At 65.5% G+C, this 13,365-nt stretch carries 12 protein-coding genes; 5 read left to right on the forward strand and 7 right to left on the reverse strand.

The features are described from left to right. Positions 1–130: 130 nt before the first annotated feature. The 3 genes from CAG29_RS18960 to CAG29_RS18970 are packed head-to-tail and all read left to right on the forward strand — an operon-like array spanning position 131 to position 1,990. The gene (locus tag CAG29_RS18960) at positions 131–505 is read left to right on the forward strand and encodes a septal ring lytic transglycosylase RlpA family protein (protein ID WP_085631710.1); all 375 of its coding nucleotides are present in this window, start codon (positions 131–133) and stop codon (positions 503–505) included. 46 nt (positions 506–551) lie between these two features. After that, a complete protein-coding gene (locus CAG29_RS18965) occupies positions 552–1,613 on the forward strand; it encodes a calcium/sodium antiporter (protein WP_085631712.1) in 1,062 nt (353 codons plus the stop codon). Continuing rightward, positions 1,610–1,990, forward strand: coding sequence for a carboxymuconolactone decarboxylase family protein (locus CAG29_RS18970; RefSeq protein ID WP_085631714.1), 381 nt, complete (start codon positions 1,610–1,612; stop codon positions 1,988–1,990). The genes CAG29_RS18965 and CAG29_RS18970 overlap by 4 nt, the downstream gene beginning before the upstream one ends. Before the next feature lie 163 nt (positions 1,991–2,153). Here CAG29_RS18970 and CAG29_RS18975 read toward each other — a convergent pair whose 3' ends face one another. The 5 genes from CAG29_RS18975 to kdgD form a co-directional block, all read right to left on the reverse strand. Then, positions 2,154–3,095 (reverse strand): AEC family transporter, encoded by a 942-nt coding sequence (locus CAG29_RS18975; protein WP_085631716.1) that lies wholly within the window; start codon positions 3,093–3,095, stop codon positions 2,154–2,156. A gap of 201 nt (positions 3,096–3,296) precedes the next feature. After that, positions 3,297–4,850, reverse strand: coding sequence for a galactarate dehydratase (gene garD, locus CAG29_RS18980; RefSeq protein WP_085694955.1), 1,554 nt, complete (start codon positions 4,848–4,850; stop codon positions 3,297–3,299). An 11-nt stretch (positions 4,851–4,861) separates the two neighbouring features. Next, a complete protein-coding gene (locus CAG29_RS18985; protein WP_085578548.1) occupies positions 4,862–6,226 on the reverse strand; it encodes an MFS transporter in 1,365 nt (454 codons plus the stop codon). Between the two features lie 100 nt (positions 6,227–6,326). Then, positions 6,327–7,766: an aldehyde dehydrogenase family protein gene (locus CAG29_RS18990; RefSeq protein ID WP_085578546.1), complete on the reverse strand. Its 1,440-nt coding sequence runs from the start codon at positions 7,764–7,766 to the stop codon at positions 6,327–6,329. 62 nt (positions 7,767–7,828) lie between these two features. Next, positions 7,829–8,740 carry a 5-dehydro-4-deoxyglucarate dehydratase gene (gene kdgD / locus CAG29_RS18995; RefSeq protein ID WP_085578543.1) on the reverse strand — a complete coding sequence of 304 codons (912 nt, stop codon included), beginning with the start codon at positions 8,738–8,740 and terminating at the stop codon, positions 7,829–7,831. A gap of 234 nt (positions 8,741–8,974) precedes the next feature. Here kdgD and CAG29_RS19000 point away from each other — a divergent pair, with 234 nt between their 5' ends. Next, on the forward strand, positions 8,975–10,279 hold the full coding sequence (locus CAG29_RS19000; RefSeq protein WP_085694956.1) for a phospholipase: 1,305 nt from the start codon (positions 8,975–8,977) through the stop codon (positions 10,277–10,279). An 11-nt stretch (positions 10,280–10,290) separates the two neighbouring features. Further along, the gene (locus CAG29_RS19005; RefSeq protein WP_085638398.1) at positions 10,291–10,482 is read left to right on the forward strand and encodes a hypothetical protein; all 192 of its coding nucleotides are present in this window, start codon (positions 10,291–10,293) and stop codon (positions 10,480–10,482) included. Positions 10,483–10,730: 248 nt separating this feature from the next. Here the strand turns inward: CAG29_RS19005 and CAG29_RS19010 are convergent, their stop codons facing one another. Continuing rightward, complete coding sequence (locus CAG29_RS19010; RefSeq protein WP_085578890.1) at positions 10,731–11,480, reverse strand: FadR/GntR family transcriptional regulator; 750 nt, start codon at positions 11,478–11,480, stop codon at positions 10,731–10,733. Positions 11,481–11,620: 140 nt separating this feature from the next. Beyond that, a complete protein-coding gene (locus CAG29_RS19015; protein WP_085694957.1) occupies positions 11,621–13,348 on the reverse strand; it encodes an ABC transporter ATP-binding protein/permease in 1,728 nt (575 codons plus the stop codon). Positions 13,349–13,365: the final 17 nt, after the last annotated feature.

The following is a 13,365-nucleotide window of genomic DNA, read 5'->3' on the forward strand; positions in this document are numbered from 1 at the left end:
CAATCTAGGCTCCAATCCCTGTGGGAGCCCGCCTGCTGGCGATGACGGTCTGACATTCAGCCACCGGTTGTCTGTCGTTGCGCAATCGCCGGCGAGCGGGCTCCCGCAACTGTTTTCGGGAACCCTTCGAATGAAGCGCCTGCTCTTGAGTTGCGCCCTGCTTTCCCTGCTGGCCGGTTGCGCCAGCTCCGGCACCATCGACCCGCACGGGTACGACCAGACCGGCGTCGCCTCCTATTACGGCGCCAAGCACCACGGCAAACGCACCGCCAGCGGTGAGCCGTTCAACCAGAATGCCTTGACCGCCGCCCACCGCCAGTTGCCGTTCGGCACGTGGGTGAAGGTCACCAACCTGAAAAACGACAGATCCTGCGTCGTGCGCATCAACGACCGCGGCCCGCACACCCGCGGGCGCCTGATCGACCTCTCGCGCGAAGCCGCGCAGCGCCTGGGCATGATCGGCAGCGGCACCGCCCGGGTACGGGTGCAGGCCCTCGAAGACTGATGGAGCGCCGACCATTTTCGCCTTAGCCGAGCTGCCCCTGATCAGCGTGATCGAACTGCTCAGCGGACTGATCCTGCTGATCGCCGGCGCCGAACTGATGGTGCGCGCCGCCGTCCGCCTGGCCACGCGCCTGCACGTGCGCCCGCTGATCATCGGCCTGACCCTCGTCGCCCTCGGCAGCAGCGCTCCGCAGATGGCGGTCAGCCTGCAGGCCGCGCTGACGCACAACCCCGACATCGCCGTCGGCAGCGTGGTCGGCGCCAGCATCTTCAACATCCTCGTCACCCTGGGCCTGTCGGCGCTGATCATCCCGTTGCGGGTGTCGCGGCAACTGGTGCGCCTGGACATTCCGCTGATGATCGGCGCCAGCCTGCTGGTGTTCGCGCTGGCCTGGAACAAGGAACTGGGGCACATCGACGGCCTTGTGCTGCTGGGCGCCCTGGCGCTGTACCTCGGCCTGCTCAAGCGCCAGTCGCGGCACTCGGCGCGACCGCACGCCGAACACCCGCAGGATCCGCAGGCCTCATGGGCCGTCAGCGTGCTGATGATCGTCGGCGGCCTGACCCTGCTGGTGTTCGCCGGGCGCCTGTTGCTGGGCGCCGCCGTGGCGGTGGCCACCGACCTGGGGTTCTCCGAGCGGATCATCGGCCTGACCGTGGTGGCGGTCGGCACCTCGCTGCCGGAGCTCGCCACCTCGCTGATCGCCGCCCTGCGCGGGCAGCGCGACATCGCCGTGGGCAACGTGATCGGCGCCAACCTGTTCAACCTGCTGGGCGTGCTGGGCTTCACCGCGCTGGTGTCGCCGACGCCGCTGTCGGTGTCGCCCAATGCGCTGGATTTCGACCTGCCGGTGATGCTCGGCGTCGCCGTGCTGTGCCTGCCGGTGTTCTATTCCGGCTACCGGGTGACCCGCGCCGAGGGCCTGCTGCTGCTCGGCCTGTACCTGGCCTACGGGCTGCACCTGCTGTCGTTCACCACCGGCATGCCGCTGGCGGGCAAGCTGGAGCGGTTGATGCTGTTTTATGTGCTGCCGACGCTGCTGGCGTTTCTGTTTTTCACGTCCGTGCGCGCCTGGCGCCGCCAACACCATAAGAGGGATGTGCCATGACCGATTCGAAGAAGACCGGAGTAGAGATCCGCCGCCAGGTGATGGGCGATGCGTTCGTCGACCGCGCCCTGGGCAACGCCACCGAATTCACCCAGCCGCTGCAGGACTTCGTCAACGAACACGCCTGGGGCGGCGTGTGGAACCGCGAAGGCCTGCCGCTCAAGACCCGCAGCCTGATCACCCTCGCCGCGCTGACGGCGCTCAAGTGCCCGCAGGAGCTGAAGGGCCACGTGCGCGGCGCGTTGAACAACGGCTGCACCGTGGAGGAAATCCGCGAGGCGCTGCTGCACTGCGCGGTGTATGCCGGCGTGCCGGCGGCGATCGATGCGTTCCGGGCGGCGCAGGAAGTGATCGAGAGTTTTCAGAAGCCTGAGTGAGTTTCCCGGCGCCTGATCGGGCGCCATCGCAGGCAAGTCGAATCGTCGCACCGCAGCTCCCACAGGGTTTTGTGTTGCCAATGTGATTGCATTCACACCGCAGAACCCTGTGGGAGCTGGCTTGCCAGCGATGAGGCCCCCGAGGACACCGTCAACCCGCAGGTCAGATCCACCCGCCCCACTGCAAAAAGAAGATCCCGATGTTGGTGGTCACCGCCGCCATCAAGGTGGTCATGACGATGATCGCCGCCGCCAGCTCATGGTTGCCCTGCGCCGCCCGGGCCATGACGAAACTGGCTGCGGCGGTGGGGCTGCCGAAGTACAGAAACAGAATCCCCAGCTCCGCCCCGCGAAAACCCCACAGCCAGGCGCCGAGCGTCGCCAGCACCGGCAGGCCGACCATCTTCACCAGGCTGGAGCTGAGCGCCATGTTGCCGCTCTTGCGCAGCGCCGCCAGCGACAGCGTGCCGCCGATGCAGATCAGCGCCAGCGGCAAGGTGGTCTGCGCCAGGTACTGGCCGGAGGTCTCCAGCCAGCCGGGCAAGGCAATCTTGAAGTAGGCGAACGGCGCCGCCGCGATCACGCTGATGATCAGCGGGTTGCTGACCACGCTTTTGCAGATGCTCCACGGGTCGGACTTGATCACCGGGCTGTACACCGCCAGCACGATGGTCGAGAGGGTGTTGTAGAACAGGATCACCAGCGCCGCGAGGATCGCCCCGAGGGAGATGCCGTAGTCGCCGTACATGCTCGCCGCCAGCGCCAGGCCGATGACCCCGTTGTTGCCGCGAAACGCCCCCTGGGTGTAGATGCCGCGATCCTCGCGCGGGCACTTGAGGATCGCCCAGCCCCAGGCCGCCGCGAAGCTGGCCAGCGTGGCGATGGCGAAATAGATCAGCAGCGCCGGTTGCAGGGCGGCGTGCAGGTCGGCATGGAGGATGCCCAGAAACAGCAGCGCCGGCATGGTGACGTTGAACACCAGGGCCGACGCGGTGTGGATGAAGTTGTCGTTGATCCAGTCGATGCGCTTGAGCAGCACACCCAGAAACAGCATGGCAAACACCGGCGCGGTGATGTTCAGGGTTTCGAGGAAAATGGCCAGCATGCCGGGGAACCTTGGATGGGTGTCGTTAGGGGGCTAATGATAAGCCACAAGTCCTCCGGCGTCTGTTGCAGCGAGGGACTTGTGGCGAGGGAGCTTGCTCCCGCTGGGGCGCGAAGCGGCCCTTCTGTCTCGCCATCAGAAGGGGCCTGCTGCGCAGTCCAGCGGGAGCAAGCTCCCTCACCACAAGTGCCCTGCCCCCGATCAGGTGATCGGCGCCGGGTTGAACAGGGTGATGTCGTTGTGCAGCTTGTGCTTCTCCGCCCAGGTCTGCTGCTTGCCGCTCGCCACCTCCAGGTAGTAATGGAACAGTTCCCAGCCCAGTTCCTCGATGGACGCGCGCCCGGTGGCGATCCGCCCGGCGTCGATGTCGATCAGGTCCGGCCAGCGCTGCGCCAGCTCGGTGCGGGTCGAGACCTTCACCACCGGCGCCATGGCCAGCCCGTAAGGCGTGCCCCGACCGGTGGTGAACACATGCAGGTTCATCCCCGCCGCCAGTTGCAGCGTGCCGCAGACGAAGTCGCTGGCCGGGGTCGCGCAGAAGATCAGCCCCTTGTGCTTGAACCGCTCGCCGGGGCCGAGCACGCCGCTGATGGCGCTGCCGCCGGACTTGACGATGGAGCCCAGGGACTTCTCGACAATGTTCGACAGCCCGCCCTTCTTGTTGCCCGGCGTGGTGTTGGCGCTGCGGTCCGCCTCGCCCTTGGCCAGGTAGCGGTCGTACCAGTCCATCTCGCGCACCAGTTCCTCGGCGACAGTCTTGGTCTGCGCCCGGGAGGTGAGCAGGTAGATCGCGTCGCGCACCTCGGTGACCTCGGAGAACATCACCGTCGCCCCGGCCCGCAGCAGCAAGTCCGAAGCGTACCCCAGCGCCGGGTTGGCGGTGATGCCGGAAAACGCATCGCTGCCGCCGCACTGCATGCCGAGGATCAGCTCCGAAGCCGGCACGGTTTCCCGGCGGCGCTGGTCGAGTTTCTTCAGGCGGGTCTCGGCCAGTTCCATGATCTGCTCGACCATTTCGGTGAAGCCGTGGCTGGAATCCTGCAAGCGGTACAGCCATGGCTCGCTCAGATCCACCGAGGCGTCGCCTTCGTGCATCACCTGCCCGGCCTGCAGTTTCTCGCAGCCCAGGCTGATCACCAGCGCTTCGCCACCCAGGTTCGGGTTGCGCGCCAGGTTGCGCACGGTGCGGATCGGGATGTACGCGTCCGTGGCGGTGATCGCCACGCCGCAACCATAGCTGTGGGTCAGCGCCACCACGTCATCGACGTGGGGATACTTGGGCAGCAGTTCCTCTTTGATCTTCTTGACCGCGTGATCCAGCACCCCGGTGACGCACTGCACCGTGGTGGTGATGCCGAGGATGTTGCGCGTGCCGACGGTGCCGTCGGCGTTGCGGTAGCCCTCGAAGGTATAGCCTTCCAGCGGCGCCTGGGCATCCGGCACGTCGGTGGACAGCGGCAGGCTGTCCAGCGGCGGCGCGGTCGGCATGCGCAGTTGATCTTCCTTGACCCAACTGCCGCGCGGGATCGGCTGCAACGCGTAGCCGATGATCTGACCGTAACGGATCACCTGTCCGCCCTCGGGAATGTCCTCCACGGCGACCTTGTGGCTCTGCGGCACGAAATCCACCGTGACCAGGCCCTCGGCGAATTCGGTGCCGGCCGGCACGCCCTGGTCGTTGACCACGACCACGACGTTGTCCCGCTCGTGCAGGCGGATGTAGCGCGGCGAGTCGGAATGTTCAATCAACTGCATGGCGCCGCTCCTCAGGAATGCGCTTGGGACAATTTGCCGGTGGCTTCGGATCCGCCGTTGGTCGGCGGCTCCTTGAGTACCACACGCTTGATCGGGCCGACGATCACCAGGTAGCTGAACACCGCGACCAGTGCGTTGGCGCCGACGAACACCAGCGCCCACTTGAACGAGCCGGTGGAGCTGATGATGTAGCCGATGACGATCGGCGTGGTGATCGAGGCGATGTTGCCGAAGGTGTTGAACAGGCCGCCGCTCAGGCCGGCGATCTGCTTGGGCGAAGTGTCGGAGACCACCGCCCAGCCCAGCGCGCCGACGCCCTTGCCGAAGAATGCCAGGGCCATGAAGCCGACCACCATCCATTCCACCTCGACGTAGTTGCAGGCCACGATGCTGCTGGACACCAGCAGGCCGGCGATGATCGGCGCCTTGCGGGCGAAGGTCAGCGAATGGCCCTTGCGCAGCAGCCAGTCGGAAATCACCCCGCCGAGCACGCCGCCGATGAAGCCGCAGATCGCCGGCAACGAGGCGATGAAACCGGCCTTGAGGATGGTCATGCCGCGTTCCTGCACCAGGTACACCGGGAACCAGGTCAGGAAGAAGTAGGTGATGCCGTTGATGCAGTACTGGCCCAGGTACACGCCCAGCATCATGCGGTTGGTCAGCAACTGGCGGATGTAGTCCCATTTCGGCCCGTCGGCGCGCTTGCCCTGCTTCTGGTCCATGTCGACCATGCCGCCGTTGTCGGCGATGAACTTCACTTCCGCCTCGTTGGCCATCGGGTGCTGGCGCGGGCTGTGGATGATTTTCAGCCAGACCAGCGAGAACGCGATGCCCAGGATGCCCATGACGATGAACACGTGTTCCCAGCCGAAGGTGAACACGATCCAGCCCATCAGCGGCGCGAACAGCACGGTGGCGAAATACTGCGCCGAGTTGAAGATCGCCGACGCGGTGCCGCGCTCGGCCGTCGGGAACCACGCCGCGACGATGCGCGCGTTGCCGGGGAACGACGGCGCCTCGGCCAGCCCCACCAGAAAGCGCAGCATGAACAGCGCCACCACGGCGGTGGACAGGCCGAACTCACCGACGAAGCCTTGCAGCACGGTGAACAGCGACCAGGTGAAGATGCTCAGGGCGTAGACCTTTTTCGAGCCGAAGCGGTCGAGCAGCCAGCCGCCGGGAATCTGGCCGGCCACATAGGCCCAGCCGAACGCGGAGAAGATGTAGCCGAGGGTGACCGCGTCGATGCCCAGGTCCTTTTGCAGGCTGGAGCCGGCGATCGCGATGGTGGCCCGGTCGGCGTAGTTGATCGTGGTCACCAGAAACAGCATGAGCAGGATCAGATAGCGGACGTGAGTCGGCTTGGAGGATTGCATGCAGATGTACTCCCACTGATTGTTTTTATGCGCGGGTGAATCTTTTCTTTGGTCTGTCTTGTGGGAGCCGGCAAGCCGGCTCCCACCGGTATTGCCTGTATCAGGAACCGATGTAGCTGGTCTTCACGACCGTGTAGAACTCTTGCGCGTAACGGCCTTGCTCACGTGAGCCATAGGATGAACCCTTACGGCCCCCGAACGGAACGTGGTAGTCCACGCCGGCGGTCGGCAGGTTGACCATCACCATCCCGGCCTGGGAGTGGCGCTTGAAGTGGTTGGCGTACTTGAGCGAGGTGGTGGCGATGCCCGCCGAAAGGCCGAACTCGGTGTCGTTGGCCATGGCCAGCGCCGCCTCGTAGTCGGCCACGCGGACGATGTTGGCCACCGGGCCGAAGATCTCTTCGCGGCTGACGCGCATCGACGCGTCGCTGTCGGCGAACAGCGTCGGCGCCAGGAAGTAGCCCTCGGTGTCGCAGGTCACCAGGCCGCCGCCGCTGACCAGCCGAGCCCCTTCGGACTGGCCGATGTCGATGTACTTCAGGTCCTGCTCAAGCTGGGCCTGGGACACCACAGGACCGATGTCGGTGCCGGTCTTCAGCGCATGGCCGACCTTGATCGACTTCATGCGTTCGGCCATCGCCTCTACGAACTTGTCGTGGATGCCCTCGGTGACGATCAGGCGGCTGGAGGCCGTGCAGCGCTGGCCGGTGGAGTAGAACGCGCTCTGCACCGACAGCTCGACCGCCTGCTTGAGGTCGGCGTCGTCGAGGATGATCTGCGGGTTCTTGCCGCCCATCTCCAGTTGCACCTTGGCCTGGCGCGACACGCAGTTGACCGCGATCTGGCGGCCCACGCCCACGGAACCGGTGAAGCTGATGCCGTCGACCTTCGGGCTGTTGACCAGCGCTTCGCCGACGACGCGGCCGCTGCCCATCACCAGGTTGAACACCCCGGCGGGGAAACCTGCGCGGGAGATGATTTCGGCCAGGGCCCAGGCGCAGCCCGGCACCAGGTCGGCCGGCTTGAGCACCACGCAGTTGCCGTAGGCCAGGGCCGGGGCGATCTTCCAGGCCGGGATGGCGATCGGGAAGTTCCACGGAGTGATCAGGCCGACCACGCCCAGGGCTTCGCGGGTGACTTCGACGTTGACGCCCGGACGCACCGACGGCACATAGTCGCCGGACAGGCGCAGGCACTCGCCGGCGAAGAACTTGAAGATGTTGCCGGCGCGGCTGACTTCGCCGATGGCTTCGGGCAGGGTCTTGCCCTCTTCCCGGGCCAGCAGGATGCCCAGTTCTTCGCGGCGGGCGAGGATCTCGCTGCCGACCTTGTCCAGCGCATCGTGGCGGGCCTGGATGCCCGAGACCGACCAGGCCGGGAACGCGGCGCGGGCCGCGTCGATGGCGGCGTGGACCTGGGTCACGTCAGCCTTGGCGTAGTCGCCGATGGCGTCGCTCAGTTCGGACGGGTTGATGTTGACCGAGTAGTCGGTGCCGGCGACCCACTCGCCGTTGATGTAGTTGTCGTAGCGCTTTGTCACGAGTCGTTCTCCTCACGCAAAAGGCCGCTGATCGCTCAGCGGCCCCGATTCAGTCGCGGATGTTATTGCGCACCTTGCTTGTCGATCAGCGCGGCGAGCATTTCGTACTCTTCGCCGGTCAGGTCGGTCAGCGGCGCGCGCACGGGGCCTGCGTCGTAGCCGGCGATCCTGGCGCCGGCCTTGACGATGCTCACGGCGTAGCCGGCCTTGCGGTTGCGGATGTCCAGGTACGGCAGGAAGAAATCGTCGATGAGCTTGCCGACGGTGGCGTGATCCTCACGGGCGATGGCGTGGTAGAAGTCCATCGCGGTCTTGGGGATGAAGTTGAACACCGCCGACGAGTAGACCGGCACACCCAGTGCCTTGTAGGCCGCGGCATAGACTTCGGCGGTCGGCAGGCCGCCCAGGTAGCTGAAGCGGTCGCCGAGGCGGCGGCGGATCGACACCATCAGTTCGATGTCGCCCAGGCCGTCCTTGTAGCCGATCAGGTTCGGGCAGCGTTCGGCCAGGCGTTCCAGCAGCGGCGCGTTCAGGCGGCAGACGTTGCGGTTGTAGACCACCACGCCGATGTTCACGGATTTGCACACGGCCTCGACATGGGCGGCGACGCCGTCCTGGCTGGCTTCGGTCAGGTAGTGCGGCAGCAGCAGCAAGCCCTTGGCGCCCAGGCGCTCGGCCTCTTGCGCGTATTCGATGGCCTGGCGGGTCGAGCCGCCGACGCCGGCCAGGATCGGCACACTGCTCGAGCAGGTGTCGACGGCGGTCTTGATGATTTCCGAGTATTCGCTGGCGGCCAGGGAGAAGAACTCACCGGTGCCGCCGGCGGCGAACAGGGCCGAAGCGCCATACGGGGCCAGCCATTCCAGGCGTTTGATGTAGCCCGCGCGGTTGAAATCGCCCTGGGCGTTGAAATCGGTGACCGGGAACGACAGCAGGCCGGCGGAGAGGATGGACTTCAGTTCTTGTGGATTCATTGTTCGAACACCCTGTAGCAACGTTTTTTGTGAGTGGACTGTTCAGCCTTGGCCGAAGTTGTAGGTCATCGTACAACTTAAAAGACAACCGTCAACTGCATTTCATCGCTGTGGGGCATTTTTTGTCGGACAAGATCGTTTCTTGACGTGGGAGGTTTCTCGGCTAGGCTCGCTCTAGCTGTATATCCATACAGCTAAATAAGAACCTACCGACGACATATCAAGGAGAAAGAAATGTCCGGACTCGTACCGAAACCCCAGGAAAGACCCACGCCGACCGTGGCCCGTCTCGACGACCTGTTCACCGAACACGGTATCCCCTTCCACCCTGACGAGCCACACCTGCTGCTGCACATCGCCGATGCCCACAGCGACGTCGCAGCGTCCCCCGCCTCCGCAGGCAAAGCCCTCAAAGGCAAGCCACCGCTGAGGTTCGAGGGCGCCGAACACACCGCCATCGGCGACGGCACCCGGCTGCGCTTCTCGGAAAACGCCGAACCGGTGCCCGCCCACAGCGTGCCGCTGCACTTGCCCAACGGCCTGGCCCTCACCTACGGCCAGGTGATCTCGCTGGGCGGCGACTTCTACGGCGTGGCGGACCGGCCGATCAATGAAGGCGCCAGCGCAGCGGAGCGTCAGCAGCGCTTCAGCGCCGCGTTCGACACCCTCGCCGTGACCTCGGCCTCCCGGGCCGAGGCGGCGCAGATCCTGGCGGTGATGCAGAAGGAAATCGACGCGGTCAAACAGGCGATCAAGGACGGCAAGCCGCCCCACGAAGCCTACGACGCATTGGGAGATACGTTGTCGGAAGAGTGGAACAAGATCACCGGCGGCGGCAGCTTCATTTCGGCGCTGATTCCGCTGGGACGCTACCTGAAACTGGCCGCGAACAACGCCGACCACTTCGCCGAATGGGCCAGGGCCGCCTACATCGCCGGGCACACCGTCGCGTTGCAGGCCGCTGCGGCGGCTCACGCAGGCCAAGATGAACGACAGCTGGAACGGGCCTACGCCATGAACGCGTTCGCCGACCATTACCTCACCGACCTGTTCTCCGCCGGCCACCTGCGGGTGCCGCGCAAGGCCATGGCCGCCGTGGTGACGCCGAGCGACCTGGGCTCGCTGGTCAGCCGCTTCATGCACGACGAAGACAGCCGGTTCGGCCTCAAGGTGCGCAACGGCCGCGGCGAGCAATGGCGCGCCTTCGGCGACAAGCGCTACTTCGCGGCCGCCGACAACGACAATCGTCAGCAGGTCAACCAGGCGGTGCAGGCGTCGGCGGACGAGGTCTTCGCCGCCTACGCCAGCGGCAGCGTGCCGGCCGCCTCCGGTTTCGCCGCGCTGCAACGGCTCCCCGACCTGACGGCGGTGCTGGACCTGAAGAGCAACTACTCGCCGCTGTTCCGCCTGGAGAACGGCAAGGTGCTGCGGCGCAAGGACGTGAACAACCTCAACGACACCGCCACCGTCGACGACTGGTGGGGCTGGAGCACTTACCTGCTGCTCAAGAACTATCAACCGACCGGCAACACGAATTGAGGCACGCTGCGATGACGATCAGATTGAAGCTGGAACTGGCTTCGGGCCAATCGATGCAAGGGGCGCCGCTGGAACTGCTGGCCGATGGACGGCCGGTGGCCCGGGGGGTTGTGGATAAACAGGGGTATGCGGTGTTCGAGACCGGGCCTGTGAAAGGGGCATTGGCGGTCCGGGTGGACCGTTCGATCCTGCCGGCAGGCTGATGCCTTTGCGCTGAAGGCACCGGCCTATCGCGAGCAGGCTCGCTCCCACCGGGGTCGGTGCGCAACCCAAAACTGTGTGAGCCAGCCCTCTGGCGATGGCGGTCTGTCTGGCGCATCGAGGTCGGATGGGCCGCCGTCATCGCAAGCAAGCTTGCTCCCACAGGGTTCTGCAGTGACCACAGATTCTGCATCCACCCAAGCTTCACTGTGGGAGCCAGCCTGCTGGCGATGGCGGTGGGGCTGCCCCGTCAGTTGCCCTGCGCCTGCGCCTCCTCGTGGGCCTGGCGCAGCCGCTCGCGGCTGTTGGTCAGGTGCAGGCGCATGGCCGCCCGGGCGGCGTCGGCGTCCTGGCGGGCGATCGCTTCATAGATCTCTTCGTGCTCGCGGCTCAGGCGATTCATGTAGTGCTGCTGATCGTCGTGGGCCAGGCGCGCGGAGTTCAGGCGGGTGCGCGGAATGATGCTGGTGCCCAGGTGGGTCATGATGTCGGTGAAGTAGCGGTTGCCGGTGGCCAGTGCGATCTGCAGATGGAACTGGAAGTCCGAGGCCACCGCATCGCTGGCGTGGGCCACGCTTTCGTTCAGGGCATCGAGGGCGGCGCGCATGGCCGCCAGTTGCTCGGGATTGCGGCGCTGGGCGGCCAGGCCGGCGGATTCGACTTCCAGGCTGATGCGAAACTCCAGGATCGCCAGCACGTCGCGCAGGGTGACCACCGTGGCCGGGTCGATGCGAAAGCCGCTCGGGCTCGGCGTGTCGAGCACAAAGGTGCCGATGCCGTGGCGGGTCTCCACCTGGCCTGCGGCCTGCAAGCGGGAAATCGCCTCGCGCACCACCGTGCGGCTGACGCCATGGGCCTCCATGATCGCCGACTCGGTGGGCAACTTGTCGCCGCGCTTGAGCAGGCCGTCGCGGATCTGCTCGGTCAGCACCGTCACCAGTTCCTGGGCCAGGCTGCGGCGCTTGCGCGGAAGGCGCGGGGTGTCGATCGGGGTTTGCATGGTCTGCGTCTTGTCTCGAAGGTCGGCTTGGCGGGCATCATAGCGCAAGCGGGTTGTACGATCACTGCCGGCTCGCATTGCCCCTGCGGGAGCCGACCTGCCGGCGATGGCGTCGGCCGCTCCCACGGGGGCTTCGCTGACTAGGCGGTGACGGCCTGCTCAACGAGATGGCCGCTGTCGATCCGCACATGCCTTGGGTGGAAACGCTTGAGGCTGCTGCGGTGACCGACGCTGACGATGCTCAGCCCCGGCAAGCGGTCGATCAGCGCCTGGTACAGGTTCGCTTCGTCTTCTTCGTCCATCGCCGACGTGGCCTCGTCCATATACAGCCACTGCGGCGCGTACAGCAGCGCACGGGCGAAGGCCAGGCGTTGCTGCTCGCCCGGCGAGAGCATGCGCTGCCAGTGGTTGGCCTCGTCCAGACGCGCCGCCAGGTGCGGCAGGCGGCAGATGTCCAGCACTTCCTGATAGCGCTCCGGCGCATAGGTGTCGCCCGGTTGCGGATAGCTCAGCGCATCGCGCAGGGTGCCGATCGGCAGGTAGGGTTTCTGCGGCAGGAACAGGTAGCGCGCCGCCGGCAGACGGATACTCCCGTGCCCCGCCGGCCAAAGGTGCCCCATCGCCCGCAGCAGGGTGGACTTGCCGCTGCCGGAGCGACCGCTGAGCATCACCCGGTCGCCGGCGTCGACCGTCATGTCGGCGCTGGTCAGCAGGTGACGGCCGTCGGCCAGGTCCAGCCCGAGGTTGTGCACTTTCAGTTCACTGCCCTGGTTCTGCACGTCGATGGCCGGCGCACGCTCTTCGTTGTCGGTCATCGCCTGACGGAAGCTCAGCAGACGGTCACAGGTGGCGCGCCAGGCGGCCAGGTCCGCATACGCGCTGATGAACCAACTGAAGTTCTCCTGCACGTTGCCGAAGGCCGAGTTGATCTGCATCAGCTCACCCAGCTCGATCTTGCCCGCCAGATAACGCGGCGCGGCGACGATGAACGGGAAGATGATCGCGATCTGGCCGTAGCCGGAGGTGAAGAACGTCAGGCGCTTGGACACCCGCATGATGTCCCAGAAATTGTGCCAGACCAGACCGAAACGGTTGCTCAACCGACGGTTCTCATTGGGCTCGCCGTTGTACAGGGCGATGCTCTCGGCGTTCTCGCGCACCCGTACCATGGAGAAACGCAGGTCGGCCTCGAAGCGTTGCTGTTGGTTGTTCAGGCCGATCAGGCGACGGCCGATCAGGTGCGTCAGCCAACTGCCGACGGCGGCGTACAGCAGTGCGCACCAGAACATGTAGCCGGGGATCTCGACGCCGAACACTTCGATGCTGCCGGACACGCCCCACAGAATGATCGAGAACGACACCAGGCTGACCACGGTGCGGATCAGCCCCAGGCCCAGGCTCAGGGTGTTGGCGGTGAAGGTATTGAGGTCTTCGGAAATCCGTTGGTCAGGGTTGTCGGTGTAGCCGCCCTGCTCCAAGTGGTAATAGTTCTTGTGGCCGAGCCAGCGCTTGAAGTGGTTTTCGGTCAGCCAGGCCCGCCAACGGATCGTCAGCATCTGCGTCAGGTACAGCCGATACACGGCGCCGAGGATCGCCACTGTGGCAATCCCGCAGAAATACAGGATCAACTGCCAGAACGCCGCCTCATCCTTTTTCTGCAGGGCGTTGTAGAAATCCTTGTACCAACTGTTGATCCACACCGAAATCGCCACGCTGAACAGCGACAGCGCGATCACGGCGATCAGCAGCGTCCACGCCTTGCCCTTCTCTTCGCTGCGCCAGTAAGGCGTGGTCATCGCCCACACTTTGCGGAAAAACTGCCCGCGCACGGCATCGTTGACCGCGGAATATTCAGCGTTCTGATTCATGGATAAGGCTCGATAGA

It is taken from the genome of Pseudomonas sp. B7(2017) (assembly GCF_002112745.1).
GTDB lineage: Bacteria > Pseudomonadota > Gammaproteobacteria > Pseudomonadales > Pseudomonadaceae > Aquipseudomonas > Aquipseudomonas ekonensis.

What these genes read in the sequence shown, in the direction of transcription:
- CAG29_RS18960 (WP_085631710.1), top strand. Translation starts at nt 131, where the DNA reads ATGAAGCGCCTGCTCTTGAGTTGCGCCCTGCTTTCCCTGCTGGCCGGT.
- CAG29_RS18970 (WP_085631714.1), top strand. Translation starts at nt 1,610, where the DNA reads ATGACCGATTCGAAGAAGACCGGAGTAGAGATCCGCCGCCAGGTGATG.
- CAG29_RS18975 (WP_085631716.1), bottom strand. Translation starts at nt 3,095, where the DNA reads ATGCTGGCCATTTTCCTCGAAACCCTGAACATCACCGCGCCGGTGTTT.
- garD (WP_085694955.1), bottom strand. Translation starts at nt 4,850, where the DNA reads ATGCAGTTGATTGAACATTCCGACTCGCCGCGCTACATCCGCCTGCAC.
- CAG29_RS18985 (WP_085578548.1), bottom strand. Translation starts at nt 6,226, where the DNA reads ATGCAATCCTCCAAGCCGACTCACGTCCGCTATCTGATCCTGCTCATG.
- kdgD (WP_085578543.1), bottom strand. Translation starts at nt 8,740, where the DNA reads ATGAATCCACAAGAACTGAAGTCCATCCTCTCCGCCGGCCTGCTGTCG.
- CAG29_RS19000 (WP_085694956.1), top strand. Translation starts at nt 8,975, where the DNA reads ATGTCCGGACTCGTACCGAAACCCCAGGAAAGACCCACGCCGACCGTG.
- CAG29_RS19005 (WP_085638398.1), top strand. Translation starts at nt 10,291, where the DNA reads ATGACGATCAGATTGAAGCTGGAACTGGCTTCGGGCCAATCGATGCAA.
- CAG29_RS19010 (WP_085578890.1), bottom strand. Translation starts at nt 11,480, where the DNA reads ATGCAAACCCCGATCGACACCCCGCGCCTTCCGCGCAAGCGCCGCAGC.
- CAG29_RS19015 (WP_085694957.1), bottom strand. Translation starts at nt 13,348, where the DNA reads ATGAATCAGAACGCTGAATATTCCGCGGTCAACGATGCCGTGCGCGGG.